At 70.9% G+C, this 24,263-nt stretch carries 24 protein-coding genes and 3 pseudogenes; 16 read left to right on the top strand and 11 right to left on the bottom strand.

Going from position 1 to position 24,263, the window contains the following annotated elements; genetic code table 11:
* The first annotated feature begins 82 nt into the window (after positions 1-82).
* From ACGFYN_RS37340 to ACGFYN_RS37320, 5 genes are all read left to right on the top strand, one after another.
* A complete protein-coding gene (locus ACGFYN_RS37340; protein ID WP_393870414.1) occupies positions 83-607 on the top strand; it encodes an ATP-binding protein in 525 nt (174 codons plus the stop codon).
* Positions 604-1,212 carry a DUF6624 domain-containing protein gene (locus ACGFYN_RS37335; protein ID WP_393870413.1) on the top strand — a complete coding sequence of 203 codons (609 nt, stop codon included), beginning with the start codon at positions 604-606 and terminating at the stop codon, positions 1,210-1,212. The genes ACGFYN_RS37340 and ACGFYN_RS37335 overlap by 4 nt, the downstream gene beginning before the upstream one ends.
* A gap of 92 nt (positions 1,213-1,304) precedes the next feature.
* Positions 1,305-1,799 carry a peptidylprolyl isomerase gene (locus ACGFYN_RS37330; protein WP_393870412.1) on the top strand — a complete coding sequence of 165 codons (495 nt, stop codon included), beginning with the start codon at positions 1,305-1,307 and terminating at the stop codon, positions 1,797-1,799.
* A 225-nt stretch (positions 1,800-2,024) separates the two neighbouring features.
* A complete protein-coding gene (locus tag ACGFYN_RS37325; protein ID WP_393870411.1) occupies positions 2,025-3,272 on the top strand; it encodes a CaiB/BaiF CoA transferase family protein in 1,248 nt (415 codons plus the stop codon).
* Positions 3,272-4,204, top strand: coding sequence for a hydroxymethylglutaryl-CoA lyase (locus tag ACGFYN_RS37320; RefSeq protein ID WP_393870410.1), 933 nt, complete (start codon positions 3,272-3,274; stop codon positions 4,202-4,204). The genes ACGFYN_RS37325 and ACGFYN_RS37320 overlap by 1 nt, the downstream gene beginning before the upstream one ends.
* Positions 4,205-4,223: 19 nt before the next feature.
* Here the strand turns inward: ACGFYN_RS37320 and ACGFYN_RS37315 are convergent, their stop codons facing one another.
* Positions 4,224-5,003, bottom strand: a complete 780-nt coding sequence (locus ACGFYN_RS37315; protein WP_393870409.1) for an IclR family transcriptional regulator — start codon at positions 5,001-5,003, stop codon at positions 4,224-4,226.
* A 162-nt stretch (positions 5,004-5,165) separates the two neighbouring features.
* Between ACGFYN_RS37315 and ACGFYN_RS37310 the strand changes: the two genes are divergently transcribed.
* The 4 genes from ACGFYN_RS37310 to ACGFYN_RS37295 all read left to right on the top strand — a co-directional run bounded on the left by ACGFYN_RS37310 (position 5,166) and on the right by ACGFYN_RS37295 (position 9,278).
* Positions 5,166-6,572, top strand: a complete 1,407-nt coding sequence (locus ACGFYN_RS37310; protein ID WP_393870408.1) for an MFS transporter — start codon at positions 5,166-5,168, stop codon at positions 6,570-6,572.
* Positions 6,573-6,709: 137 nt separating this feature from the next.
* On the top strand, positions 6,710-7,189 hold the full coding sequence (locus ACGFYN_RS37305; RefSeq protein WP_393870407.1) for a MarR family winged helix-turn-helix transcriptional regulator: 480 nt from the start codon (positions 6,710-6,712) through the stop codon (positions 7,187-7,189).
* Complete coding sequence (locus ACGFYN_RS37300; protein ID WP_393870406.1) at positions 7,186-8,685, top strand: MFS transporter; 1,500 nt, start codon at positions 7,186-7,188, stop codon at positions 8,683-8,685. The genes ACGFYN_RS37305 and ACGFYN_RS37300 overlap by 4 nt, the downstream gene beginning before the upstream one ends.
* A complete protein-coding gene (locus ACGFYN_RS37295) occupies positions 8,682-9,278 on the top strand; it encodes a cysteine hydrolase family protein (protein ID WP_393870405.1) in 597 nt (198 codons plus the stop codon). Before ACGFYN_RS37300 ends, ACGFYN_RS37295 begins: the two co-directional genes overlap by 4 nt.
* Positions 9,279-9,367: 89 nt before the next feature.
* On the opposite strand, the gene treS is transcribed toward ACGFYN_RS37295, so the two are convergent.
* Complete coding sequence (gene treS, locus ACGFYN_RS37290; RefSeq protein ID WP_393870404.1) at positions 9,368-11,584, bottom strand: maltose alpha-D-glucosyltransferase; 2,217 nt, start codon at positions 11,582-11,584, stop codon at positions 9,368-9,370.
* Between the two features lie 175 nt (positions 11,585-11,759).
* Here treS and ACGFYN_RS37285 point away from each other — a divergent pair, with 175 nt between their 5' ends.
* On the top strand, positions 11,760-12,386 hold the full coding sequence (locus tag ACGFYN_RS37285) for a GntR family transcriptional regulator (protein ID WP_393870403.1): 627 nt from the start codon (positions 11,760-11,762) through the stop codon (positions 12,384-12,386).
* A gap of 74 nt (positions 12,387-12,460) precedes the next feature.
* Complete coding sequence (locus ACGFYN_RS37280; protein ID WP_393870402.1) at positions 12,461-12,793, top strand: hypothetical protein; 333 nt, start codon at positions 12,461-12,463, stop codon at positions 12,791-12,793.
* Between the two features lie 4 nt (positions 12,794-12,797).
* Here ACGFYN_RS37280 and ACGFYN_RS37275 read toward each other — a convergent pair whose 3' ends face one another.
* From ACGFYN_RS37275 to ACGFYN_RS37265, 3 genes are read right to left on the bottom strand one after another with little or no spacing between them, the layout of a single operon-like run.
* A complete protein-coding gene (locus ACGFYN_RS37275) occupies positions 12,798-13,136 on the bottom strand; it encodes a cupin domain-containing protein (RefSeq protein ID WP_393870401.1) in 339 nt (112 codons plus the stop codon).
* On the bottom strand, positions 13,133-13,924 hold the full coding sequence (locus tag ACGFYN_RS37270; protein WP_393870400.1) for a carbon-nitrogen hydrolase family protein: 792 nt from the start codon (positions 13,922-13,924) through the stop codon (positions 13,133-13,135). The genes ACGFYN_RS37275 and ACGFYN_RS37270 overlap by 4 nt, the downstream gene beginning before the upstream one ends.
* Before the next feature lie 30 nt (positions 13,925-13,954).
* Positions 13,955-15,322, bottom strand: a complete 1,368-nt coding sequence (locus ACGFYN_RS37265; RefSeq protein WP_393870399.1) for an MFS transporter — start codon at positions 15,320-15,322, stop codon at positions 13,955-13,957.
* Between the two features lie 117 nt (positions 15,323-15,439).
* On the opposite strand from ACGFYN_RS37265, the gene ACGFYN_RS37260 reads away from it, so the two are divergent.
* Positions 15,440-16,126, top strand: coding sequence for a DUF2848 domain-containing protein (locus ACGFYN_RS37260; protein WP_393870398.1), 687 nt, complete (start codon positions 15,440-15,442; stop codon positions 16,124-16,126).
* Positions 16,127-16,173: 47 nt separating this feature from the next.
* Here ACGFYN_RS37260 and ACGFYN_RS37255 read toward each other — a convergent pair whose 3' ends face one another.
* The gene (locus ACGFYN_RS37255; protein WP_393870397.1) at positions 16,174-16,914 is read right to left on the bottom strand and encodes a helix-turn-helix domain-containing protein; all 741 of its coding nucleotides are present in this window, start codon (positions 16,912-16,914) and stop codon (positions 16,174-16,176) included.
* A 250-nt stretch (positions 16,915-17,164) separates the two neighbouring features.
* Here ACGFYN_RS37255 and ACGFYN_RS37250 point away from each other — a divergent pair.
* Together ACGFYN_RS37250 and ACGFYN_RS37245 are read left to right on the top strand one after the other, a co-directional pair.
* Positions 17,165-17,829 (top strand): annotated as a pseudogene (locus tag ACGFYN_RS37250) (DUF4097 family beta strand repeat-containing protein).
* Between the two features lie 207 nt (positions 17,830-18,036).
* Positions 18,037-18,864, top strand: a complete 828-nt coding sequence (locus tag ACGFYN_RS37245) for an alpha/beta fold hydrolase (RefSeq protein ID WP_393870396.1) — start codon at positions 18,037-18,039, stop codon at positions 18,862-18,864.
* Between the two features lie 66 nt (positions 18,865-18,930).
* Here ACGFYN_RS37245 and ACGFYN_RS37240 read toward each other — a convergent pair.
* The 3 genes and pseudogenes from ACGFYN_RS37240 to ACGFYN_RS37230 all read right to left on the bottom strand — a co-directional run.
* Positions 18,931-19,065: pseudogene (locus ACGFYN_RS37240) on the bottom strand (hypothetical protein); the annotation flags it as partial.
* A gap of 43 nt (positions 19,066-19,108) precedes the next feature.
* Positions 19,109-19,192 (bottom strand): annotated as a pseudogene (locus tag ACGFYN_RS37235) (hypothetical protein); the annotation flags it as partial.
* A gap of 566 nt (positions 19,193-19,758) precedes the next feature.
* Complete coding sequence (locus ACGFYN_RS37230) at positions 19,759-19,995, bottom strand: hypothetical protein (RefSeq protein WP_393870395.1); 237 nt, start codon at positions 19,993-19,995, stop codon at positions 19,759-19,761.
* Positions 19,996-20,725: 730 nt separating this feature from the next.
* On the opposite strand from ACGFYN_RS37230, the gene ACGFYN_RS37225 reads away from it, so the two are divergent.
* Positions 20,726-21,940, top strand: a complete 1,215-nt coding sequence (locus ACGFYN_RS37225) for a serine/threonine-protein kinase (protein ID WP_393870394.1) — start codon at positions 20,726-20,728, stop codon at positions 21,938-21,940.
* A 74-nt stretch (positions 21,941-22,014) separates the two neighbouring features.
* On the opposite strand, the gene ACGFYN_RS37220 is transcribed toward ACGFYN_RS37225, so the two are convergent.
* On the bottom strand, positions 22,015-23,217 hold the full coding sequence (locus ACGFYN_RS37220) for a hypothetical protein (protein WP_393870393.1): 1,203 nt from the start codon (positions 23,215-23,217) through the stop codon (positions 22,015-22,017).
* 204 nt (positions 23,218-23,421) lie between these two features.
* Positions 23,422-23,835, bottom strand: a complete 414-nt coding sequence (locus ACGFYN_RS37215; protein ID WP_393870392.1) for an arsenate reductase ArsC — start codon at positions 23,833-23,835, stop codon at positions 23,422-23,424.
* Between the two features lie 101 nt (positions 23,836-23,936).
* Here ACGFYN_RS37215 and ACGFYN_RS37210 point away from each other — a divergent pair, with 101 nt between their 5' ends.
* Complete coding sequence (locus tag ACGFYN_RS37210) at positions 23,937-24,245, top strand: ArsR/SmtB family transcription factor (protein ID WP_393870391.1); 309 nt, start codon at positions 23,937-23,939, stop codon at positions 24,243-24,245.
* Positions 24,246-24,263 lie beyond the last annotated feature (18 nt).

Below are 24,263 nucleotides of genomic sequence, written 5' to 3'. Positions count from 1 at the left end.
CCTCGGCACATCGGCCCACCGCCGGCACCGACGGCCACCGGGGCAGCCACCCCACAACAGGGCTGCGTACGAAGGAGGTTCGATGACGGCCTTCAGGGCTTCATCGCGCCACACGCCGTCACCCCCACCGGCACCCGACGAGAACAACGCCGTCGCCCGCGTGCCGACCGCTCCACTCCGTCCTCCCAGACCCGTCGCGGGCGAACTCCTGCGCTCCACCTTCCCGGCCGACCCCTCCTGGGGCGCCGCGGTGCGGCGCCTGGTCACCGAGCGTCTGGCCGCGCTGGTACCGCATCCCGAGCGGCTCGACGACGCGGCGACGGCGACCGGCGAGCTGTTCGCCAACGCCGTCAGACACGCCAGCCGCGGACCGGGCGACACGGTCACCGTGGCCATCGAGTGCACCGAGCACACGCTGCGCGTCCTCGTCGCCGACCGCTCCCCCGTGCCACCGCGGCCACGGCCGGCGGACGAGGTGGCCGAGTCGGGGCGCGGGCTCGCCATCGTCTCCGCGCTGACCGACGGCTGGGGCACGGCACCACCCGAACCGGGGACGCCGGGCAAGCGGGTGTGGTTCGCGATCGGACGACGGGGGGCGACACCGTGAAGAGCAGGGCAGGGCACGTGGGCAGCGGCGTGAACGACCTCGCGCACGGTGACGGACGCCGTGACGCCGCACCACCGGAAGCCGCCGCGCCCGCCGCACCCGCTCCCCTGGCGGTGGCCTCGGCCCTGGCCGCCGAGCTGCTGCGTCGCGCCGACGAGGACCGGCAGCTGACGCGCCAGGCGCACGCCGACCCCACACCGCTGCGCAAGCACCGCATCGTCCAGTGCCACCGGGACAACGCCCAGGCGCTCGCGGCGATCGTCGGCCGCTACGGCTGGCCGCACGCCGACCTGGTCGGCCCGCCAGCCTCGACCGCGGCCCTGATGATCCTGCTGCACGCTCCCGACCTCGGCTTCCGGCTGAGGTGCCGCGACCTGATCGCGGATGCCATGGCGGACGGCCACAGCCCGGCGATACACCTCGCCTATATCGCCGACCAGTGCGCCGTCGACCTGGGACAGCCGCAGTACTACGGGACGCGGATCAACCCCCGCACGCTGCGCCCGTATCCCATCCGCCGTCCGCAGAGCGTCGACGAGCGCCGCGGGGATGTCGGCCTGGGCCCGCTGCAGGAGCAGTTGCGGGCCCTGCGCATCACCGGCTGACCCACGCCGGCCCTCCGGATACCACGCCAGGTCGGACACCTGCGCGTGGGGCCTGTTCGACCTGGGCGCGCCAGTTGTGGAGAATCAGAGGCATGAGCGAGAACGTTTATTTCGAGATTTCGGCCAATGGCGAGAAGCTCGGCCGCGTCGTCTTCCGGCTGTTCGACGACGTCGTGCCGAAGACCGCGCGTAACTTCCGTGAGCTGGCGACCGGCCAGAACGGGTACGGCTACAAGGGTGCGCCCTTCCACCGGGTCATCCCGGAGTTCATGCTGCAGGGCGGTGACTTCACCAACGGCAACGGCACCGGCGGCAAGAGCATCTACGGCGAGAAGTTCGCGGACGAGAACTTCCAGCTGAAGCACGACCGGCCGTTCCTGCTCAGCATGGCCAACGCGGGCCCCGGCACCAACGGTTCGCAGTTCTTCATCACGACCGTGGTGACGCCGTGGCTCGACGGCAAGCACGTGGTCTTCGGTGAGGTCGTCGAGGGCGAGGACGTCGTCAAGGCCGTCGAGGCCCTCGGCAGCCGCTCGGGCACGACCGCCAAGAAGATCGTCGTCGAGGACTCCGGCATCGTCGGCTAGTCCCAGTTCCCCCGCCCCTGCGCCGCCCGCATAAGGACGGCGGCGCGGTGGTCCAAGGCCAGGCAGCTGAAGCTGCCTGGCCTTTTTGCTGCCCGCGCGCCTGCGCCTGTCGCCAGAACCTGTCCGCCCGTACCTGTCCGCTGTATGGACACCCGTTGACCACTCTCCAAGGTGCTCACATTATGAGTGCAGCACTCAGAATGTGAGCAAGGAAGGGTGTGTGAGATGAGCAGGGAACGTTCCATGGCGTCCGGGTCCACCGGGTCCACCGGGTCCGACGACCTCCTGGCCGGACTGCGCGTGCTCGAACTCGGCAGCTTCATCGCGGCGCCGTCCGCCGGACGGCTGCTGGCGGACTTCGGCGCAGACGTGGTGAAGGTCGAACGACCCGGAACCGGCGACGAGTTGAGGCGCTGGCGGCTGCACGAGGGCGACACCTCGCTGCTGTTTCGCGTGATGAACCGCAACAAGCGGTCGGTGACCCTGGATCTGCGGACGGACGAGGGCCGCGAGCTGTGTCTGGACCTGATCCGCTCCTGCGACGTCGTCCTGGAGAACTTCCGCCCGGGCACGCTGGAGCGCTGGGGCCTCGGCCCGGAGGAGATCCGGCGCGTCAATCCCCGGGCCGTCCTCGTGCGGATCTCCGGGTACGGGCAGAGCGGTCCGTACCGTGACCGGCCGGGCTTCGGCGGTGTCGCCGAGGCGCTGGGCGGGCTGCGCCATCTGACCGGGTATCCGGACCGGGCGCCGACCCGCGTCGGCATCAGCATCGCCGACCAGATCGCCGGCCTGTACGCGGTGATCGGCGCCCTGATGGCGCTGCACCGGCGCGACCGTGACGGCCGCGGCGAGACCGTGGACGTGGCACTTTACGAGGGCATCTACTCGCTGATGGAGTCCCTGGTCCCCGACTACGACGCGTTCGGCGTCGAACGCGGGCGCACCGGCAGCGCCCTGCCCGGCGTGGTGCCCTCCAACACCTACCGGTGCGCGGACGGCAAGTACGCCGTGATCAGCGGCAACGGCGACGCCATCTACCGGCGGTTGATGCGGCTGGTCGGCCGCCCCGATCTGGCCGAGGACCCGGCGCTCGCCGACAACGCCGGACGCGTGGCGCGGGCCGACGAACTCGACGAGGCGATCGGCACCTGGACCGCCACGCTGCCCTGTTCCGACGTGCTGCGCGCCCTGGAGCAGGCCGCGGTCCCCGGCGGCCCCATCTACACGGCGTCGGACATCCTCGACGACCCGCACTACCGGGCCCGCGGCATGCACGAGCGGCATCCGGTCGCCGTGGCCTCCGGCGACAAGGCGGAGGTGGTCTTCCCTGGCGTCGTGCCACGCTTCGAGGACCGGCCGGGTACCACCCGGTGGCTCGGCCCCGACCTGGGCGAGCACACCGACGACGTCCTGGACTCGCTCGGCGTCGGCGCGGCACGCCGCGAGCGGCTGCGTGCACAGGGGGTGCTGTGATGACCGGACCGGCGGCGGACAAGCGGGTCGAGCAGGTACTCATCACGGACGTGCTGCTGCGGGACGGCCTCCAGATTGAGCCCGTGACCGTGCCCACGCCCGACAAGATCCGCCTCGCGTACGGCCTGATCGAGGCCGGGCTGACCTCCCTGGAGGTCGGGGCCTTCGTCCATCCGGAGAAGGTGCCGCAGATGGCGGACACCGACCCGCTCGTGACCGCCCTGCAACCGGCCACGGACGCCGCGCTGCACACCTTGGTGTTCAACGAACGCGGCGCCCGGCGCGCCATCGCGGCCGGAGCCCGGCACGTGCGCTTCGTCGTCTCCGCGAGCGACGGCCACAGCCGGGCGAACGCCGGCACGGACACCCGGGGCGCCCTGGAGCGGCTGGAGCCCTGCGCCCGGCTGCTGGGCGAGCACGGCGTACGTCTGGAGGCCTCGATCGCGACCGCGTTCGTCTGCCCCTACGACGGGGAGACACCGACGGGGCGCGTGGTGGACGTCGCCCGCCGGCTCACCGAGACGGGCGCCAAGGTCATCCACCTCGCCGACACGATCGGCGCGGCGAGTCCGGCCCACATCCGCCGTACGGTCTCGGAGGTGCGCGCCGCGCTGCCCGGCCAGGCACTCGGGCTGCATCTGCACAACACCTACGGCATGGCCTCGGCCAATGCCTGGGAAGGCGTCCAGCTGGGCATACGCCGTTTCGACGCCGCGCTGGGCGGGATCGGCGGCTGCCCGTTCGCGCCGGGAGCGGCGGGCAACATCGCCACCGACGACCTGGTCAACCTCTTCCACCATGTCGGCATCGCCACCGGAGTCGACACCGTGAAGCTGGTGGCCGTACGCGACCAGTTGCACGCGTTGCTCGGCAGGAAGCTCGAGTCCGCGCTGTCCTCGGTTCCGGCCGCGCCCGTGCCGCTGCGGATGTGAGCGCGGGGAGGGTGGCCGGTCAGTGGGCCCCTGGACGGTGGCCGAGCCGGCGGGAGGCGTCCTCCGCGGCGGCCACCACCTTCGGTGCGACGGCGCCGACGTCGGAGGGGGTCAGCCGCTGCGTCGGCGCGCCGATGCCGAGCACGGCGACCAGCTCACCGGTGAGACCGAAGACCGGGGCGCTGACCGAGGCCGCTCCCAGGTCGCGTTCCTCGAAGGAGGCGGCGTATCCGAGCTTGCGGATCTCTTCCAGCTGCTGGTCGAGCAGGTCGATGTCGACGATGGTCCGGGCGGTGTGCCGGCTCAGGCCGTGGCTGACGGCGGCGGAGCGGGCCAGGGGGTCGTGCGCCATGAAGACCTTGCCGGCGGAGCCCGCGTGCAGGGCCATGACCATGCCCACCATGAACAGGCGCATGACCACGTGGTGGGTGTCGGCGATGGAGACCACGGTGCGGTAGGCGCCGTCGCGCACGTACAGGCACGCCGTCTCCCCGGTGGCGTCGCGCAGGTCCTGCAGCGACGGCCTGGTCAGGCGCACCATGTCCAGGCCGAAGGTGCCCGGTGCCGCCCAGCGCACCAGACCGAGGCCGATGCGGTAGCCCTCCTCGTCCCGGTCGAGGAACCCCTCGCGGACCAGGTTGTGGACCAGTCGCTGGCAGGTGCTGGTCGGCAGCCCGGTCTTCTTGGTGATCTCCTGCAACGTCAGGCAGGGCTCCGCGATGGTGAAGCACTCCAGCACCTGGCGGAACTTCTGCAGCACCAGGATCGGTGGGATACCGCCCTTCTCGCCCGCACTCACCACTGGTCTCCTCTCCCCCCGGCCGTCCGGCCGTTGGCCAAGATTACTGAGCGCCCCAACTCGTAGCGACTCACCCATTGACGTCAGACCATTAGGCCGCCAGCATGAGTTCCGAAACCACATTGTGAGTTTACAACCCACTCCCCGCTCACTGGAGGGCCCGTGAAGGACGTCTCGGTCGCCACCAGGCTCGATCGCCTACCCATCACCCGTATGCATCTCATGGCCGTCCTCGTGGTCGGCCTCGGCATCTTCTTCGATCTCTACGAGGTGTTCCTCGCCGGCACGGTCAGCACCGCGCTCAAGGACGACTTCCACGTGGGAGAGGACCAGCTCAAGCCACTGCTGGCCTCCGCGTTCGTCGGAGCGTTCATCGGCGCGGTCGTCATGTCCCGCATCGCCGACCGCCTCGGCCGCCGCCGGGCCTTCTATCTCACCCTCGCCGTCTACTCCGCCTTCTCGGTCCTCGCGGCGTTCAGCCCGAACGTCGAGATGCTGATCGTCTGCCGCTTCCTGGCCGGCCTCGGCATCGGCGGCGAACTGCCGCTGTGCGACGCCTACCTCTCGGACCTGCTGCCCGCACGCCACCGCGGCCGTCTCATCGGCTGGGCCTACACGGTGGGCTTCTGCGGCGTGCCGCTCGCCGGCTTCCTCGCCCTCGGCATCGTGCCCCACTCCTACCTGGGCGTCGACGGCTGGCGCTGGATGTTCCTGATCGGCGGCCTGGGTGCGGCCCTGTGCTGGGTGCTGCGCCGCCGGCTCCCCGAGTCGCCGCGCTGGCTGGAGGCGATGGGCCGGCACGAGGAGGCCGACCGCATCGTGCGCGTCTTCGAGGAGTCGGCCCACCAGGGCACCGTCACCCCGCCGAGGCCGCGGCAGACCACCGCGCCGGCCACCGCCGAGAAGGCCCCGCTGCGCCAGCTGGTCACGCCACCCTGGCGCACCCGCACGGTGATGCTGGTGATCTTCCAGATCCTGCAGGTCTTCGGCTACTACGGCTTCGGCACGCTGGCCCCGCTCGTACTGGCCAGCAAGGGCTACGACATCGTGCACAGCCTGACCTTCAGCGCTCTGTCCTTCGTCGGCTACCCGGTCGGCTCGCTGCTGTCGGTGTTCGTCATCGAGCGGATCGAGCGCAAGTACCTCATCATGCTGTCCGCCTTCGGCATGCTCGCCTTCGGTCTGGGCTTCGGCTACGCGCACAACACCGCGATGATCGTCGCCTTCGGCTTCTGCTACACCCTGGTCAGCAACCTCTTCTCCAACGCCTACCACGTGTATCAGGGCGAACTCTTCCCCACCCGGCTGCGCGCCACCGGAGCCGGCGGCGCCTACTCCCTCAGCCGCCTCGCCTCAGCGGTCATGCCCTATGTCCTGCTCCCCCTGCTGATGAACCACGGCGCCAACGCCGTCTTCGTGTTCATCGCCTGCGCCATGACGGCCGTCATCGTCAACATCGGTCTCCTCGGGCCGCGCACGACCGGCCGCTCGCTAGAAGAACTCACCGCCGCCGACGCCCCCGCGACCGTCGGCACGAACGTCCCGGTCAAGCCCGCTCACCAGCGGTGACCTGCGTCGACACCCCAGCCGGGCCATCCCCGGCGAACGGCGGCACCCCGGCTCACCGACCTCCATGAGCCGGTCCCCCTCCGAGAACTCCTCAAGCAACTTGGCAAAGTTGCTTGAGGAGTTTTACGGTGGGCGTCATGACCGCCGACCCCCGCCCGCAGCAGTCCACCGCCTCCGCCGTGGCCGCACAGCGTCTTCAGGACGCGATGAAGCGGCTGCGGGCGCGCCTGCGGGCGGAGTCGGGGCAGAACGCGACCGGGCTGACCCCGACCCAGATCGCCGTACTGGGAAGGATCATCCGGCAGGGCCCCCTCACCGCGGCCCGGCTCGCCGCGCTGGAGCACGTCAGCGCGCAGGCCATCGCGCAGAGCCTGACCGTGCTCAGGACCGCCGGCCTGATCCACACCGCGCCCGATCCGCAGGACGGCCGCAAGAAGCTGGTCAGCGCCGACGCGTCCGCGACCGAACTGCTCGACCGGCTTCTGACCGGCCGCTCCGACTTCCTGGTGCGCGCCATCGAGGAGGTCATCGCCCCGGACGAGCGCGCGGACGTGGAGAAGGCCGTCGAGATCCTGGAGCGGCTGGCCGACGCCGACCTGCGCGGCGGCGGCATATGAGCCCCACCACCGGCCGGGGCGGGAGCACGCCACCGGAGCCCCGGCACGCGCCCTTCGCCTGGTCCTTCACCACCCCGCTCTACGTGGGCTCCGCCCTCAACCCGATCAACAGCTCCATCGTTGCGACCGCCCTGGTGCCCATCGCGGGCGAACTGCACGTCTCGGTCGGCGCCACCACCGTCCTCGTCTCCTCGCTCTACCTGGCCAGCGCCGTCGCCCAGCCCACCGCGGGCAAGCTGGCGGAGGTCCTCGGCCCGCGCCGCGTCTTCCTCGCCGGCATCCTCCTCGTGCTGCTCGGCGGACTGATCGGCGGCCTCGGCCAGAACCTGGCGACGCTGACCGCCGCCCGCGTCCTGATCGGCGTCGGCACCTCGGCGGGCTTCCCCTGCGCGATGGTGCTCATACGGCGCCGCGCCGCACAGGCCGGCCTGGACGCACCGCCCGGCGGCGTGCTCGGCGGCCTCGCGATGGCGGGCATGGCCACCGCCGCGATCGGCCCGCCCATCGGCGGCCTCCTGGTCGGCGCGGTCGGCTGGCGCTGGGCCTTCCTCATCAACCTGCCCGTCACGGCGATCGCCCTGACCATGACCCTGCGATGGCTGCCCAAGGACCCCGTCCTGGTCCGCGCCCACAGCGGCTTCCGTCAGATCGCCGACCGCATCGACCTGCCCGGCATCCTCGGCTTCGCCGCGTCGATGACCTCACTCGTCGTCTTCCTGACGGCACTCCCCCGCGCGAACTGGACCGCCCTGGCCGCCTTCGCCGTGACGGCGATCCCCACGGTCGTCTGGGAGCTGCGCAGGACCGCGCCGTTCTTCGACTTCCGCGGACTCGCCGCCAACGGCGCCCTCGCCCGCACCTACCTCCGCCAGGCCCTCACCCTGCTCGGCGTCTACAGCGTGATGTACGGCATGACCCAGTGGACGGAGGCCGCCCATGGCTACTCCACCGTGGCGGCGGGACTCCTGCTGCTGCCGATGGGCGCCGTCTCCGCGCTGCTCTCGCGCCCACTGTCCCGCCGCAACCTGGTGCGCGGCCCGCTGATCGCGGCCGCCGTGACGATGATCCTCGGCTCCGGCGGCATCGTGCTGCTCACCTCGCACAGCCCGGCCGTCGCGATCGTCCTGGTCTCCCTGATCTTCGGCGTCACCTCGGCGGCCGCCACGGTCGGCAACCAGACCGCCCTGTACCTCGCGGCGCCCGCGGACCAGATCGGCACCGCCTCCGGCCTGTTCCGGACCTTCGGATACCTCGGCACCATCACGTCCTCCGTGATCGCCGGCATCGTCTTCCGCGACGGCGCCGGCGACCACGGCCTGCACATCCTCGGCCTCGTCCTGGTCGCGGCGGGCGTCGCCGTCCTGCTGCTCACCGTCCTGGACCGCAGGCTGATGGCCCGCAGGACGAAGGACGCACCCGATGCCTCCCACCCCCACAACTCCCCTGCCCGCACTGCCGAATCAGCACCGAACACCCGCAAGGAGCACCACGCATGACCACCCCCGCCGCCCCCACGATCGACCCCACCCGGACCGCCCTGCTCGCGATGGACTTCCAGAACGGGATCGTCGCGCAGGTGGCCGAGCCCGACGCGCTCGTCACCCGGGTCAAGGACGTGATCGCCGACGCCCGCGCCGCCGGCGCCACCATCGGCTACGTCCGCGTCGCCTTCACCGAGGACGACTGGGCGAAGATCCCGGCGACGAACAAGACGTTCAGCGCGGTCGCCGCGGCGAAGCTGATGCACCACGAGGACGACGCCACCCAGATCGACACCCGCATCGCTCCCGAGGACGGCGACATCGTCGTCCGCAAGATCCGCTTCGGGCCGGGCTCGACCACGGACCTCCACGAGCAGCTGCGCGAGCGCGGCATCGACACCCTCATCCTCTCCGGCATCAGCACCAGCGGCGTCGTCCTGTCCACGCTGATCGACGCGGCCGACCGCGACTACCGGGTCTACGTCCTCACCGACGGCGTCGCCGACTCCCGCCCCGAGGTGCACCGGGTGCTCATCGACGAGGTGTTCCCCTCCCGCGCCCACCTGATCGACACCGCGGAGCTGCGGGAGCTGCTCAAGACGGTCTGACACGCACCGGGAAGGGGCGAACGCGCCGCCGCACACGGCGCGTCCGCCCCTTCGTGCCGCTCCCGGCCCGTCCGTCGAAGACTTCCGGTCTACTCCTCGAAGAGCAGGCAGAAGCCGTCGTGGCCGGGCAGCTCGACGTTCAGGGCGTGCAGGTCGTCGACCACGCCGACCTCCGTTCCGGTGAGGGCGTCACGGGCCCGCGCGCCCGGCCGGAAGTGCTCCGAGGCCACGGAGCCGGCGACCGATGTGGAGCCGAAGTTGAGGACGGTCGCCTGGATCTGCGCGCTCTCCGGAATGCGGTGGACCATGACGAGCAGCGCGGGGTGCGGCACCCCCGGGATCTCCAGCTGGTCGGCGGTGGCGATCCCGGTCTCCTCGCGCACCCTCAGCAGGTGTTTCAGGCTGGACGCGAAGGAGTTGGGGTCCGCGAGCTGGGACGGAAGACTGCCGTAGAGGCTGTGGCCCTTCGGCATGCCGGAACCGGACGCCGTCGCCTCCGGCCGGTAGTCCATGAGGTCGTAGGCGGCCCGGTGGACCCATCTGGTGTCACCGGTCGCCAGCAGGGCGCCCACCTGTTCGCGAGGCAGGGTCAGCATCCCGCACAGGTCCCAGCCGGAGAGCGAGAACACCCCCGGTTGCAGGGCGTTGAACATCGCCAGGAGCAGATGCGCCCTCCTGATCTCCCTTACGTCCTGGTTGGCGAGGTTGTCCAGCGACGCGTGCCCGAGCGCGGCGGCGATGACGGTGGCCGTGGTGGAGGCGATGCCGTTCGTGGTGAAGATGGCGTTGTAGGGCGCGTCGGGCCCGGTCAGCGTCTGCACCAGCTCGCCGCGGATGTGCTCCGCGAGCTGACCGCCGGTGACGTCCACACCGTGGTAGGTGAAGTGGTCGTCCTTGTGCAGCGTGGCGAAGTGGACCAGCTCGTAGGTGAGTTCGTCGTGGTTCTGCAGGGCGTGCACGAGGCTGGCGGCCGCCACCCCGCTCTCCAGGGCGATGTTGAGGGTGAGCCGAAGGAACTCGGTGTCCTCGGTGGCCAGGGCGTGGTGGTAGGCGGGCCGGTTGACGAAGTCGTACGACAGGTCGGCGCCGGCCTCGGAGGTGATCCTGATGTCGTCGACGGTCAGGTTGAGCTCCTGGAAGGTGAAGCCGCCCAGCTTGCGCACCATGCTGGCGATGAGCTGGTTGGCGGCCTCCGACAGCGGGTGTCCCTCCGACCAGGCCGGCAGGCCCTCCGCGCTCTTCTCGACGCCGAGGAATCCGTTGGCGTCCAGGCGCAGCGCGCCCGATCCGAGGTCGCCGATGGAGTGCAGCGCGTCGCCGATGACGAGCCGCATGCCCGCGAAGGTCGGGTCGAGCCAGTTGATGGAGGGCTGGCCGGCCTTGAAGTAGTGCAGGTAGACCCAGCGCCGGGTGAGGCCGTCGGGTCCGAGGACGGGGGCCGTCGCGCTCCAGTTGGTGTCCTTGACGCCCGGGTCGTGGAAGATCACCCGCTGCAGGGCGCCGATGATGTAGCCGGCCTTCGCCAGCGCCTCCTCGGCCTCGGTGTCGAGGTTGGCGGAGTCGCGTCCGGCCGGCACCTCGGGCAGCAGGTGCCAGTCCTCCGGCTCGATCTGGACCATATGGTAGATGCCGGGGTAGTCGCCGACGTTCATCTCGGCGAGCCGGAAGTCGGGCCCCTTGCCCGTGTGGCCGGGCACGATGTCGTCGATGATCGTGCCGCCGTGGTCGGCTGAGACCTGGCACATCCGCCGGAAGTCGTCCTCCGTGCCGAACGCGGCGTCTATGGCGGTGCTGATGCGGTCGAAGTGGCCGTCGACGCTCGGCGTCGGGTCCCAGCCCGAGATGCCGCCCGCGCGCTTGACGGGCCCGGTGTGCACGGCCCGGATCCCGATGTCGGCGAAGGTGCGCCACAGCTCGGGGTCGGCCAGCGTGCCGAGGAAGCTCTCGCCGGGGCGGGTGATGAGAGAGATCGGATACGCCGTGAACCACACCGGGGCGACGCTCACGGCGGACTTGGGGTCGGGCCGCGCGAAGGGGTTCTGCCACATGCTGCCCTGGCCGGTGAGCTGCACGGAGAGGTCCCGGGCGTCCTGGAGCATGGAGTGCCGCAGCAGCCATGACACGTAGTCGGGGTTGGTGCCGACCGGGTCTCCGGTTCGCTCGTGCGGCCGGGGCTGTCCCTGCGGCCTCAGGCGCGCGCGGGGACGCAGAGATCGCGGTCGCGCCGGATAGAACTGTTCGGAGTAGGTGATCTCTGTGGGTCCGTGCTGACCCTGGCCGTCAGCCGCCGCCTGCTCGTCTGTCATGGATGGGCATCTCCCTGCTGTTTCAGTGCATATGAGACGGCTGCCCCGGACGAGGCCAGGGATGCTCATCTGTACCGCACTGCAGTCCTCCAGCCACGCTGTTCGAGCCGCTATTTCGAGAGCCTGCACGTGGTAGCGTCCGTATACAAGCTGTATGCGAGGTCTGGGGGCTGCCGTGGCGTCGGGTCGGGAGAAGGCGTACGCGTATCTCAAGGACACGGTGCTGACGGATCCCGGGATGCAGGGGGCCTTCCTCTCGGAGCAGGACCTCGCGGACCGCATCGGCGTATCGCGCACGCCGATCCGCGAGGCGCTGCTGCAGCTCGCGGCGGAGGACCTGGTCGAGCTCGTGCCCAAGCGGGGCGCCCGGGTTGCGCCCCTGACGGGACGCGAGATCCGCGAGCTCATGGAGCTGCGGGGCATCGTCGAGCGTTACGCCGCCGAGCAGTTGGTCTCTGCCGGACGGGCACCGGTGGCGGAGCTGCGATCCCTGCTGGACCGGCAGCGTGAGCTCACCGGCGCCGAGGACGCCAAGGAGTTCATCGACGTGGACCACCAGTTCCACTCCGCCCTGGTCTCCGCCGTCGGCAACACCCTCCTGGACCGCCACTACGACGGCCTGCGCAGCCGACAGGTCCGCGCCGGAGTGGTCGCGCTCTTCAACCAGCAGGGCCGCCAGGAAGCGGTGATGGAAGAGCACGAGGCGATCGTGGACGCCCTGGCCGCGGGAGACGCTCGGGCCGCGTGCGCCGCCATCGACCACCACCTGGAGTCGACGCTGAAGGTGCTGCTCGCGGGCTAGGCGGTCCATCCACAACCGGCTTGTCCGCCGGTCCGGTCCGGGTGACAATTCCCGCGCGGACGACAGGGGGCGGCGTGCGGAAGATCTTGAGCGCTTGGTGGGCGGGACTCGCGTTCTGGCTGGCTGCCGGCGTGCTGGCGACGGCCGCTCTGACCTGCCTGGCCTCTCTGGTTCTCATCGGCCTGCCGCACGGCTGGGACACGGCGACGTCCTCGGCCGATGTCCGGCTGCGATTCTCGTGGATCGCCGTTTTCCTCCTCCCGGCCGCCGTCAGCATCCACGTCGTGCTCTGGCTCTGCATCCGTGACCGCGGCCGGACGCGTGGGGCCGACAGCCCCCGGCCCCAGTTCCGCCCGGGCATCCACGCCTACCCCAGGCCCTCCCGGCGCGGAGGCCAACACCGGTGAGCCCTCAGGGATACGTGATCACCAGCATGATGACGCCCTCCTGCGAGGTCCAGGGGCCGTGGGGCATGCCTGGTGGGCGGCAGGCGTACATGCCGGCGGTGAAGGAGCGGTCCAGGGTCAGATCGTGCAGGGCGCCCTCGACGAGGTAGACCTCCTCCCAGAAGTCGTGGCGTGCCACGCCGCCGGCCGACGTGTCGGTGCCGGGTGCCCAGCGCACGAGTGCGGTACGGCAACCGCGCTCGGGGTCGTCGGCCAGGACGCGCTCCTCGACTCCGGGGCCGGCCCCGGCCGGGGCGCTCCACGGTCCGTCGGGCAGGTGGAACTCCAGCTCGGGCTTGCTCATCGCCACAGCTCCGGGCGCCGGTTGGCCAGTACGGACGTCTTCTGCCGGACGGCGGCGACCTCGTCGAGGTCCAGGTCGGCGACGAGCAGCTCGGGCCCGGCGCCCAGGGCGTGCCGGATCGTGCCGTCGGGTCCGGCGACGCGGCTGTGCCCGATACCCGTCGGCGCGGAGCCCGGCTCGCCCCCGGGGTCGGCCTGGTCGACGGCGGCGAGCCACACCGTGGCGTCCAGTGCACGGGCCCGCACCAGCAGTTCCCACTGCTCGAGCTTGCCGGGCCCGGCACCCCAGGACGCGGCCAGCAGCGTGGCGACGGCCCCGGCGTCGGCCTGGGCTCGGAACAGCTCGGGGAAGCGGACGTCGTAGCAGGTGGCCAAGCCCAGCCGCACGCCGTCCACGTCGATCAGCGTCGGGGCCGAGCCCGCCGCGACGGTGTCGGACTCGCGGAAGCCGAAGGCGTCGTAGAGGTGGATCTTGTCGTACGACGCCTCGACGCCGGGTCCGGTGGCCAGCAGGGTGTTGGTCACCCGGCCTCCGGGGGCCGGGGTGAACATGCCGGCCACGACGACCGTGCCGGTGGCCTGCGCGATCTGCCGTACGCCGTCGGCCCACGGCCCGTCCAGTGGCTGGGCGAGCGGCGCCGGCGGGATGCCGAAGCAGGCCATCGACGCCTCGGGGAAGACGACGACGCGGGCTCCGGCGTCCGCCGCGCGCCGTGTCCATTCCTCCAGGAGGCCAAGGTTCTTGTCGGGGGCCGGGCCGGTGGTGAGCTGGCTCAGGGCGATCCGCATGATGCGGTTCCTCCTCGGAGGGGTCGGGGGTCAGAGGTTGGTACGGGTGGCAGCCGCCGTACTTCGCGCTTTCGGCGCGGCGAGGGCGGTGTCCTCGTCCACGGCGGCCTCGGGGTCGCGCCCCAGGAAGATCCCGGCCAGGGAGACGGCCGACGCGAGGGCGATGTACGCGGCCAGCGGCACCCAGGTGCCGTAGGCGCTCAGCAGGCTGGTGAACAGCAGCGGGGCGATCGCACCGCCGATGATCCCGGCCAGGGTGTAGGCGAGGGAGGAGCCGGTGTAGCGCAGCCGGGGCGAGAACTGCTCGGCGATGAAGGCGGCCTGCGGTCCGTACAGACAGCAGTGGATCACCAGGCCCACCACCACACCGGCGGCGAGCGGCAGCCGGCCCCCGCCGCCGATCATCGGGAAGAACAGGAAGGGCCATACGGCGGCGGCCACCGCGGCGCAGCCGGACAGCAGGCGGCGGTTGACGCGGTCGGAGAGGGCGCCGGCGAGCGGCATCAGGAAGACCTGGAGGGTCGAGCCGATGAGGACGGCCGCGAGGGCCGAGCCGCGCGACATGCCGAGTTGGCTGGTGGCATACGTCAGGACGAAGACGGTGAACATCGCGTAGAGCACGTCGGGGCCGACGCGGCACAGGATCGCGGCGAGCAGGGCGCGGGGCTGGGTGGCGAAGACCTCGCGGATCGGCGCCTCGGGGCGGGAGTGCTCGGTCTCCATCGCCTTGAACACCGGGGTCTCCTCGAGCCTGGCCCGCACCCACAGTCCGAACGCGACCAGGACGCCGGAGAGCAGGAAGGCCACGCGCCAGCCCCACGACTCGAACTGCGCCTCGGTCAGCAGCGCGCCGAGTGCGGCGAGGACGCCGTTGGCGAGCAGGTTGCCGGCGGGCGGGCCGACCTGGGCGGCGGAAGCGTAGAAGCCGCGGCGGCGCGGGTCCCCGAACTCGCTGGAGAGCAGCACGGCGCCGCCCCACTCGCCGCCGACGCCGACGCCCTGGGCGAAGCGCAGCACGACCAGGGCGATCGGGGCGGCCACGCCCACCGTCGAGTAGGCGGGCAGGACCCCGATCAGGAAGGTGGCCACGCCGATGAGGACCAGCGTGGCCATCAGCACCTTCTTGCGGCCGATGACATCACCGAGGCGGCCGAAGACGAAGCCGCCCAGGGGGCGTGAGACGTAGCCGACCGCGTAGGTGGAGAAGGCCAGGAGGGTGCCCGTGAGCGGGTCCTCGGAGGGGAAGAACAGGTCGCCGAAGACCAGGGCGGCCGCCGCGGAGTAGACGGCGAAGTCGTACCACTCCAGTGCGGTTCCGGTCAGGCTCGCGACGAAGGCCCGGCGGACGCCGGAGTGCCGAGCGGACGCCTTCACGTCGCCCTTCGGGGTGTGGGGCATGGTTCCCATCCTTGCTCGGGGACATCGACCTTCCGGCATACTTCTTGTATACAGATCGTATGCGCAACCCCCTGCGCCGAATACTTCACCGTGGATCCGATCTCTGGGAGTGCCCTCATGGCCGTGCTGACCTTCGAACTGCCCGACGGATCGACCCGCGAGGTCGACGTCGTCCAGGTCCTCAACGCCGGGTACGCCGGTCGCAGCCAGAAGGACGTCGCCGCGCACGTCGCGGAACTCGCCGAGCTGGGCGTGCCCGGCCCGTCGGCGACTCCGGCCCTCTACCCCGTCTCCCCCTACCTCGCCCAGCAGACCGACCGGGTCCAGGCCCAGCACGGGCGCACGTCGGGCGAGGCGGAGTGGGCGCTCGTCGTCGCGGACGACGGGGAGCTGCTGCTGACCGCCGCCTGCGACCACACCGACCGCGACCTCGAGGTGCACGGCGTGGCCTGGAGCAAGAACGCGGGCCCCGACGTCCTCGCCCGCCGCGCCTGGCGGCTGGCCGACGTGGAGACCCGCATCGACGAACTCACCCTGCGCGCCTGGGTCACCCATGACGGCACGCGCACCGAGATCCAGCACGGCACTCTCGCCGAACTCCTCACCCCCGCCTACTGGGTCGACGTCCTGCGCTCCCGCGACGCCCTCACCCCGGGCACCGTCCTGATCTCCGGCACCATCCCGATGGCACCCGGCGTCGACCAGTTCGCCGAGGGCTGGACCGTGGAGCTGGGCGACCCCGCCACCGGTGACACCATCCGCCTCGACTACGCCGTCCAGCCCATGCCGGTGCCGATCGGCTGAGCCGGCGCACGGCCACGGGCCGGCATCCCTTCGCGACCCAGGCGCCACTACTCGGCGGCGGTGTCGTCCGACCCCTCCTCGGACTTGGCGTGGAGGACTTCGCGGGCCTGATCCGCGGCGCGGGCGATGCTCTCGGAGACGAAGTCGACGAAGCGGGCGATGTTCTCCAGGCGGGTCGCGGCCGGGGTGCCGCGGCCGAGGACGCCGATGCCCTGCCGCGCGGTCTCGCCGAGCTGGGCGGTGCCGCGGGCGCTGGCCATCATGGACTGGTACCAGACGTCGTCGTCGACGACGTACCGCTCGCGGCGCCGCTCGTCGCGCTCCCGGCGCACGAGGCCCTGCTCCTCGAGGAACGCGATCGCCTTGGAGATGGACGCCGGGCTCACCTGGAGGCGCCGGACGAGGTCGGCCGCGGTGAGACTGCCCGCGTCGGTGGTGTAGAGGCAGGCCAGCACCCTCGCCATCATCTTGGGGGCGCCCGAACCCATGAGCACGGTGGTGAGCGTCTCCTCGTACTCCCGCACGGCCTCGGCGTCGCGTCCATCAGCCTGCGGGGGCGCCTGCACATTCCTCGGCGCAGGCTGCTTGCGCCGGTGGGCGCGGCGTTCGGTGGCACGGTGGGCGAGGTCCGAACGATAGGCGGTGGGGCCGCCGTTGCGCATGACCTCGCGCGTGACGGTCGAGGTCGGCCGGTCCAGGCGCCGGGCGATCTCCGCGTAGGCGAGCCCGTCGGCCAGCCCCAGCGCGATCTGCTGACGCTCCTGCTGGGTGAGTCTGCCTCCCGGCATTCGGGGCTCCTTCGCGGTTCGTGGTTGCCCCGAGGGTAGCGTTCACTCCCATCCCATTGCAACGCACGATGAGGAGGTTGTTGCGTTAAGCGCGAGACCGTTGCAACGACTTCACCGCTCTGACCTGCGCAGACAACCTTCATACGCAACAACGCTGTTCCCAGATCCATGAATGCAACGTAGCGTTTCTTTCATCAGAAACGGCGGGCCGAAGAGCCCCCGATACCGATGCCCGATGAAGGAGAACACGATGCAGAAGTTCGACACCCCCGCCCCGATCTCCGCCGTCCTGAACATTCCCGCCGGACGCATCCAGTTCATCGCCGCCGACCGCGCCGACACCACCGTCGAGGTCCGGCCCGCCAACCCCTCCAAGAACCGCGACGTCCAGGCCGCCGAGCAGACCACCGTCGTCCACACCGACGGTGTCCTGCGGATCGACACCGCCGAGCCCGAGAACCGGCTCTCCGGCTCTTCCGGATCGCTGGAGGTCACCGTCCAACTGCCGACCGGCTCCCGCGTCGAGGCCAGGGCCGCCAGCTCCGAGCTGCGCAGCGTCGGCCGCCTGGGCGACGTCGCCTTCGAGGGCGCGTACCACCACATCAAGATCGACGAGGCCGCGAGCCTCCACCTGACCGCGACCGACGGCGACGTGGAGGTCGGGCGACTGGGCGGGCCCGCGGAGATCAGCACCGCGCGGGGCGACATCCGTATCACCGAAGCCGTGCGCGGCACGATCGTCCTGCGGACCCAGTCCGGGGACATCTCGGTCGGCGCCGCCGCCGGCGTCTCGGCCGCCCTGGACGCCGACACCGCCTGCGGCCGCGTCAGCAACTCCCTGAAGAACGACGGCACCACCGGTTCGGCATCCGTGCCACCACCTCTCGCGGCGACATCACCGCCCGCAGCCTCTGAACGAGCGCGACCAGGACGGCGCGCCGGGCCGCCGGGATCGACATCGTCCGATCACCGCCGGCGACCCGGCCGACCGTCCTGGGGCCTGCCCTCCACCCGCAGGCCCACCGAAAGAAGCCGTAGAAGCCACCCCAGCCGTAGAAGCCACCCCAGCGGTAGAAGACACCCCAGCGGTAGAGGGCACCCGATCGCGACCAAGGAAACGACATGACCAAGCACAGCACCTCCTCGACCAGCTCGAACTGGACCGGCATGGTGCCGATCGACGACACGGCCCTGGCCGTCACCGACACCGGCGGCCCCGGCACTCCCGTGATCTACCTCAACGGCCAGTTCGCCACGCAGGGTTACTGGCGGCGGGTCATCGCCGAACTGGTCCCGGAATGGCGGCACATCACCTACGACGAACGGGCCCGCGGCCGGAAGTCGAAGCGTTCGGCGGACTACTCCTTCGAGGCCGCCGTCCGCGATGTCGATGCCGTCCTCGCGGCCAGGGGTGTCGACCGGGCGCTGGTGGTGGGCTGGTCGTACGGGGCCTACCTCGGGGCGCACTGGACCGCCCGGAATCCGGAGCGAGCCATGGGCGCGGTCCTGGTCGACGGAGCGTTCCCCTACGACTGGCTGGACGAGGCCATGGAGCAGCGGATCCGGAAGCAGTTCCGGCAGTGGGGCGGGCTCATGCCGCTGCTGCGCCCGACGGGCCTTACTCCGCGGATGAACGCCGCCCGGATGGCGGACTGCAACATCGAACTCGGCAAGCTCTCCCGCGAGAGCGAGCTGGCCCCTGTACTGGCCGGCATCACCGTCCCGGTACGGTACGTGGTCGCCTCGGGCACGTCCCTGGGCAGCCGCGGCGACGAGCAGGAACAGATCCGCACCAGCCTGGACGCGGTGACCGCCCGCAACCCGCACATCAAGGTGAGCGCGAAGGTCGCCAGCAACCACGGCGCACTCCTGAAGAAGGACGCCCCGGCGATCGCGACGGCGGTACGGGAGGTCGCCGCGCTCGGCGGATCCGACGCGAACAATCCATGAGCGCGAGGCGATCGAGGCGCCGGCCTTGCAGGCGGCGCGGGGTTCGCCCGTCATGCCGGTGCCGAGACCCAGGTAGGTGGTGTCCAGCTTCACGGTGCGGACGACGCCGTTGAGTTCCAGCGTCCCGGTCACGTCCCAGTGGGAGCCGCCGCGATGCGCGAAGGTGCCGCCGCTGAAGGTCAGATACGGGTGGGCGTCCACGTCCAGGAAGTGTCCCGCATCCGCTCCCGATCCACAGGTTGCCGGAGAAGCGGTTGAACCTGCCGTGGATATCGGCCATACCGATATGACGCGCGACAAACCTGATCGCGGTGTGATCCGGGTCGATGGTCCAGTGGCCCGGCGCCGGGGCCGGCGGCAGCGTGGCGGCATCAGTCTGATCACACCGGCGGAGGAACGCAGGTCGGGGAGCACGTGGACGGGGGCCCGGTGTGGCTCGAAGCCGTCGCAGATCACCGCCAGTTGATAGTCGCCGGACGGTACGGCCGCGGTGAACAGCCCGTAGGCGTCAGTGCCTCCCGTCACGGAGTGGCCGGCCTGGTCCAGGACGGTGACGGAGGCCTGCATCTGCAGGCCCCACCGGGTCCACCACCTGGCACTCGGCCCGGCCCGCGCCGTCGGGCAGCGCCAGTGCCCCCTGCCCTGGCGTTCCAGCATCCTCGGTGTCCCCGATCCAGCCCCGCCGCAGGGGAATCATGTCCGCGGTCCGCACCAAAGCCCATGCGGAGCGTGCGGAAACGGCGGCGAAACTGCGACCACCAGCCAAGGCATGGAAGCGGATCACCGGGGTAAACGGGACCACGCTCGCCCGGGGAGGGGCCGTGGTACCTGGGGAGGTCGAAGCGGCCCTTCTCCGCATTTCTACGGCGGCTCAGGACGGGTCGGCTCGGAGACTCAGGACGGGTCGGCGCACTGCTCCCAGACGTGCGGGCCTCCGCCGAGCCATTCGATCAGTTCGGAGGCCGCGATCTCGTCTTCGTCCCCGAAGTCCCGGTCCAGCCCGGCGCGGTGAAGAAACACGACAACGTCCCAGAGACCGTAGGCCCGGCCGGCGGCTACTTCTCGGACGCAGACCAGCCGACCGCCCTCGACGTCTGGCGGATGGACGGTCACCGTTTTCGAGGCGGACATGGTTGAAGGTGTACCGCGCTGTGGCTCGATGCCACTACTGTCCGACTCCCAAGCGGAACCCAAGGTTCGTCCAGGTTCCGGCAACACCAGGCGCATCACTGACCCCGCCGGCAAGCGTCCCTGCGCCTTCCGGCACATGTACTCGGCGTTCAGCTTCAGCTGAGCCTGGTCGACGTGATCGGCCTGGCGGAAGACGCGGCGGGGCGGGCCGGAGCACTGGGCCTCAAGGGTCCGTCGGCGGCTCCGGCCCACATCCTCCGGCCTGGCTCGAGGGGGACTCGACGGCTGGGAGGACATGCCGCGCGCGAGGCCCCGGGGGGAGTGGGCCCCGCGCATCGCAGCCTCCGTCGGCGCCGACTCGGACGGTGGCCGCGCCCGTCCGCCTACCCCAATTCCCCTGCGCCATGCTGTGGTTGACGAACGCGCGGCGGACGCCGCGAAGACGAAACGGACTTGCCGGTCCGCCGGCCCCACGGGCACCGGCCCGCACCGGCTTCGTCGCCGCCCCATCACGAGGCCGACTCCCCCCGGATATCCGATACGGCCCGGGGTACCCGCCGCACAACACGGTCCAAGGTCGAGTCCGCTACGCGGTGACAGCAACGGAGAGCAGATGAACGTCCGCCGATCAGCAGCCCTGCCGGCTCCCGCGCCGGTGACAGAGGATGCGCAGTCCGCTCAACTCCTTTCCGGGCGTTACCGGTTGGGCGTCAGAATCGGCTCGGGCGGTATGGCCGACGTCTACGAGGGAATCGACACGCGCCTTCGGCGGCCCGTGGCCGTCAAGGTCTTCCGACCGGGCTCCGGCCCGGAATCGGAGGACCGTCTCGCCGCGGAGGCCGTCCTCCTCGCCCGCCTGGAAGACCCCGGCCTGGTCACCGTCTACGACTCCGGCTGCCACGACGAACGCACCTACCTGGTCATGCAACTGGTCGACGGCCCCACGCTACGCGGCCTCCTGACGAGCGGACCGCTGCCTCAGCGGCGCGTGGCCGAGCTCGGTACCTCCCTCGCACGAGCGCTCGCCCACGTCCACCGGGCCGGGATCGTGCACCGCGACATCAAACCCTCGAACGTCCTGCTCGACACGGCCGGCAACCCCCACCTGGCCGATTTCGGCATCGCACGCCTGGTGAACGCCACGCGCCATACGGAACCTGACGCCCTGACGGGCACCGCCGCCTATCTGGCGCCGGAACAGATCGAGGGACGACGCGTCGGACCGCCCACGGACGTCTACGCTCTCGGTCTGGTCCTGCTGGAGTGCCTGAAGGGTGAACTGGAGTACCAGGGCACTCCGTTGGAGGCCGCCATCGCCCGCCTTCACCGCCCACCCACGATCCCCACCTGGCTCGCCCCCGACCTTGCTGACCTGCTGCGGGCCATGACCGCCCGGGACCCCGAGGCCCGCCCGGACACGGAGCGGTGCGCGACGCTCCTCGCCTCCCTGAACCTGAACGCCGGGAGCGAGCCGACCGTACCCCTTCCCCACCCTCCGGGCGGTCTTCGTCACAACCGCCGCTTGGCGGTGGGAACCGCTCTGGCCGCACTCTCCGTGGCCCTGGGAACGACCCTCACCGTCGCCGCGGGCACCGACGGACACAGCGACGACCGCGCTGCGACATCGACGACCACCCCCTCAAGTACGGCGGCTCCTCGAACAAGGCCCGGCACCACCCCCTCGACGGGATCCCACCGGTCTTCCGCCCCACCGGCCGCCGGACCTCACACCGACGCCGCCCAGGCGAACCAAGGTTCCACCGACGTGGCAGCGCTGACGCAGCAGCGATCCCCGGAACACCGCGGCTCCGCCCCCGGTAGGCCGGCCTCACACCGGCCCCACGGCAAGAACCGCCCCACCCACCCCAAGGCTCACGGCACTCCGAAGCAGCCCGCAAAGTCCAAAAAGCCCTCGCACCAGCCACCGCAGAACGCCGACGACTGAGGCCCCGGCGCCCTGCTCGCGCCTGGCCCAACGCCCCAGGGCGGTAGCACCGCTCGCGTCGGACAGTCGTCAGCTCAGGCTCGGGTCCGGCGGCGCACGATGGCGAGCATGCCCGCACCAGTGGCCACCGCCGCGGCAGCCATGCCCGTGATCGGCAGCGCCGAGGACCCGGTCTCTGCCAGGCTGCCGCCATTCGGCGTCGTCCCGTCGCCCCCATTCGCCGTCGTCCCGTCGCCGCCGGTCGACGACGACCCGCCGGCCGATCCGCCCGAGCCGCTGGTCGAGCTGCCCGTCGAGCCGGTCGGCCCCCCGCCCGTGACGTCCAGCGTGATGTCGGCCTTGTCGTTGGCCTTGTCGGGGTCGAACGGCCGCGCCTCGGTGCTGAGGGCCACCGAGCCCTTGGCATGCGCCACCCGTTTGTCGATCTTCAGCTCGAAGGTGTAGGTCTCTCGTCCGCCCTCGTAGAGAGCCCGCTCACTCGTGCCGCACTCGTACGCCTCACCCTTGGCCTTGCAGAAACCGGGGATCTTGACAGCCGACGTTCCGGCGGGTGGCGTGATCACGACCCTTACGGACGGGACTTCCACCTTGGTCATGACCCAGGCGGGCCCGGCGTTGGTGAACTCCACCTTCATCGGCACCGTTTCACCGACGCTCCCCTTCAACGCGGCACCCGTCACCTGGTAGTCGGCCGTGTTGACGGAGGTGACGGGCACGTCGACGACTTGCGCGGCCCCCTCGCCCCCGGCCTGTCTCTCGACCAGTCTCACCGCCGGCCCGGTTCCCACCACCGGCGGAGTGCCGTTGTCGTCCACCCCCGGCTCGTCTTCCCCGACGCGCAGGCGCAGCTCGTCGTTGAGCGCGCGGTCCAGTGCCTCGACGCGCAGAGGCCTGTCGGGCGTGTAGACGACGCCCGGCTCCACCGCCTGATCGAACTCGCACGCCGCGGTCCACCTCTCGGGCATCTCGTCGTAGGGCCGGACGTGCTGCGTCCAGCAGTTGGAGGGAACCTCCGCGAAGTCGAGTCCCCGGGTGACGGAGTAGGTGACCCACACTTTCCCGGCGGCTCCGGTGCCCTTGTTCGCCACGGTGACCGGCACATCGAAGGTGCTCCCCGGTTTCACCCCGCCGATCGGCTTGATGCCGCCAATGACCAATTCGGGTGCGGTGTCATCGGCGAAGGCGGCGGGAGCCGCGGCCAGCGCGATCAGGCCGGCAGCGCCGAGGGCGGCAACAGCGGCACTGTGGACGCGACGGTTGTGCGGGGGCATCGGCATGGAGGGAACCTCTGTTGGAGCGCGGGCGAACGGACGGTGTCTTCCAGGGGTACATCGCTTCGATCGCTAGACTCCTGCCGGTCCCGAACAGTTGCACGTCCGGTGCCTCGTCCGCCTGGATGAGCACCTGCCGCGCCGACCAAGCCGCGACAAGGCCTCTACGACTTGGTGGTGCGGGCGAAGATCAGGGCGTGCCGTACGTGGTCAGCGCCGTTCGGGGACACCGAGTTCGTCGAGGAGGCCGCGGACGCGTCGTTCGATCTCGTCCCGGATCGGGCGGACCGCCGCCACGCCCTGGCCGGCCGGGTCGTCCAACTGCCAGTCCAGGTACCGCTTGCCGGGGAAGACCGGGCAGCTGTCGCCGCACCCCATGGTGACGCATACGTCGGATTCCTTGACCGCATCCACGGTGAGGATCTTCGGCACCTCGGCGGAGATGTCGATGCCCACCTCGGCCATGGCCTCGACAGCGGCGGGATTGACCTGATCGCCCGGGCTGGAACCGGCGGAGCGGACCTCGACGCGGCCTCCGCCCAGGTGGCTCAGCCACGCTGCGGCCATCTGCGAACGGCCGGCGTTGTGGACACAGACGAAGAGCACGGACGGCTTGTCGGACATCAGTGGTCTCTCTTGATCTCGCGCCTGCACGGCGGCAGAAGAGGTCCGCACACATCAGCGGCCAGTGGTGTCAGTCACCACTGATGTGACAGTATCAGTGCATGCTGACGTCAGTCGACACTGATCTGATCCGGGTTCTGGCCGACCCGCTGAGGCTCCAGATCGTCACCCTGCTGGCCAAAGAGACGCTGTGCACCACGCACCTCGTGGAGGAGACCGGCGCCCGGCAGACCAACCTCTCCAACCACCTGAAGGTGCTGCGCGAGGCCGGAGTCGTCGAGACGGAGCCGTGCGGGCGGTTCACCTACTACAAGCTGCGCGCGGACGTCATCGCATCGCTCGCCGGTCAGTTCGCCGACCTGGCCGAGTCCGCCCGTGCCGCCGCCGGCAACAAGCGCTCCTGCCCCTGATCCCTCGCCACCCGGCGA

The organism is Streptomyces sp. NPDC048419, from assembly GCF_043200415.1.
Classification (GTDB): domain Bacteria; phylum Actinomycetota; class Actinomycetes; order Streptomycetales; family Streptomycetaceae; genus Streptomyces.
The sequence above is the reverse complement of the archived record's forward strand: the minus strand, read 5'-3'. Positions and strand labels throughout refer to the sequence as shown.

What these genes read in the sequence shown, in the direction of transcription:
- ACGFYN_RS37340 (WP_393870414.1), top strand. Translation starts at nt 83, where the DNA reads ATGACGGCCTTCAGGGCTTCATCGCGCCACACGCCGTCACCCCCACCG.
- ACGFYN_RS37330 (WP_393870412.1), top strand. Translation starts at nt 1,305, where the DNA reads ATGAGCGAGAACGTTTATTTCGAGATTTCGGCCAATGGCGAGAAGCTC.
- ACGFYN_RS37325 (WP_393870411.1), top strand. Translation starts at nt 2,025, where the DNA reads ATGAGCAGGGAACGTTCCATGGCGTCCGGGTCCACCGGGTCCACCGGG.
- ACGFYN_RS37320 (WP_393870410.1), top strand. Translation starts at nt 3,272, where the DNA reads ATGACCGGACCGGCGGCGGACAAGCGGGTCGAGCAGGTACTCATCACG.
- ACGFYN_RS37305 (WP_393870407.1), top strand. Translation starts at nt 6,710, where the DNA reads ATGACCGCCGACCCCCGCCCGCAGCAGTCCACCGCCTCCGCCGTGGCC.
- ACGFYN_RS37300 (WP_393870406.1), top strand. Translation starts at nt 7,186, where the DNA reads ATGAGCCCCACCACCGGCCGGGGCGGGAGCACGCCACCGGAGCCCCGG.
- ACGFYN_RS37295 (WP_393870405.1), top strand. Translation starts at nt 8,682, where the DNA reads ATGACCACCCCCGCCGCCCCCACGATCGACCCCACCCGGACCGCCCTG.
- treS (WP_393870404.1), bottom strand. Translation starts at nt 11,584, where the DNA reads ATGACAGACGAGCAGGCGGCGGCTGACGGCCAGGGTCAGCACGGACCC.
- ACGFYN_RS37275 (WP_393870401.1), bottom strand. Translation starts at nt 13,136, where the DNA reads ATGAGCAAGCCCGAGCTGGAGTTCCACCTGCCCGACGGACCGTGGAGC.
- ACGFYN_RS37270 (WP_393870400.1), bottom strand. Translation starts at nt 13,924, where the DNA reads ATGCGGATCGCCCTGAGCCAGCTCACCACCGGCCCGGCCCCCGACAAG.
- ACGFYN_RS37265 (WP_393870399.1), bottom strand. Translation starts at nt 15,322, where the DNA reads ATGCCCCACACCCCGAAGGGCGACGTGAAGGCGTCCGCTCGGCACTCC.
- ACGFYN_RS37260 (WP_393870398.1), top strand. Translation starts at nt 15,440, where the DNA reads ATGGCCGTGCTGACCTTCGAACTGCCCGACGGATCGACCCGCGAGGTC.
- ACGFYN_RS37255 (WP_393870397.1), bottom strand. Translation starts at nt 16,914, where the DNA reads ATGCCGGGAGGCAGACTCACCCAGCAGGAGCGTCAGCAGATCGCGCTG.
- ACGFYN_RS37245 (WP_393870396.1), top strand. Translation starts at nt 18,037, where the DNA reads ATGACCAAGCACAGCACCTCCTCGACCAGCTCGAACTGGACCGGCATG.
- ACGFYN_RS37230 (WP_393870395.1), bottom strand. Translation starts at nt 19,995, where the DNA reads ATGTCCGCCTCGAAAACGGTGACCGTCCATCCGCCAGACGTCGAGGGC.
- ACGFYN_RS37225 (WP_393870394.1), top strand. Translation starts at nt 20,726, where the DNA reads ATGGCCGACGTCTACGAGGGAATCGACACGCGCCTTCGGCGGCCCGTG.
- ACGFYN_RS37220 (WP_393870393.1), bottom strand. Translation starts at nt 23,217, where the DNA reads ATGCCGATGCCCCCGCACAACCGTCGCGTCCACAGTGCCGCTGTTGCC.
- ACGFYN_RS37215 (WP_393870392.1), bottom strand. Translation starts at nt 23,835, where the DNA reads ATGTCCGACAAGCCGTCCGTGCTCTTCGTCTGTGTCCACAACGCCGGC.
- ACGFYN_RS37210 (WP_393870391.1), top strand. Translation starts at nt 23,937, where the DNA reads ATGCTGACGTCAGTCGACACTGATCTGATCCGGGTTCTGGCCGACCCG.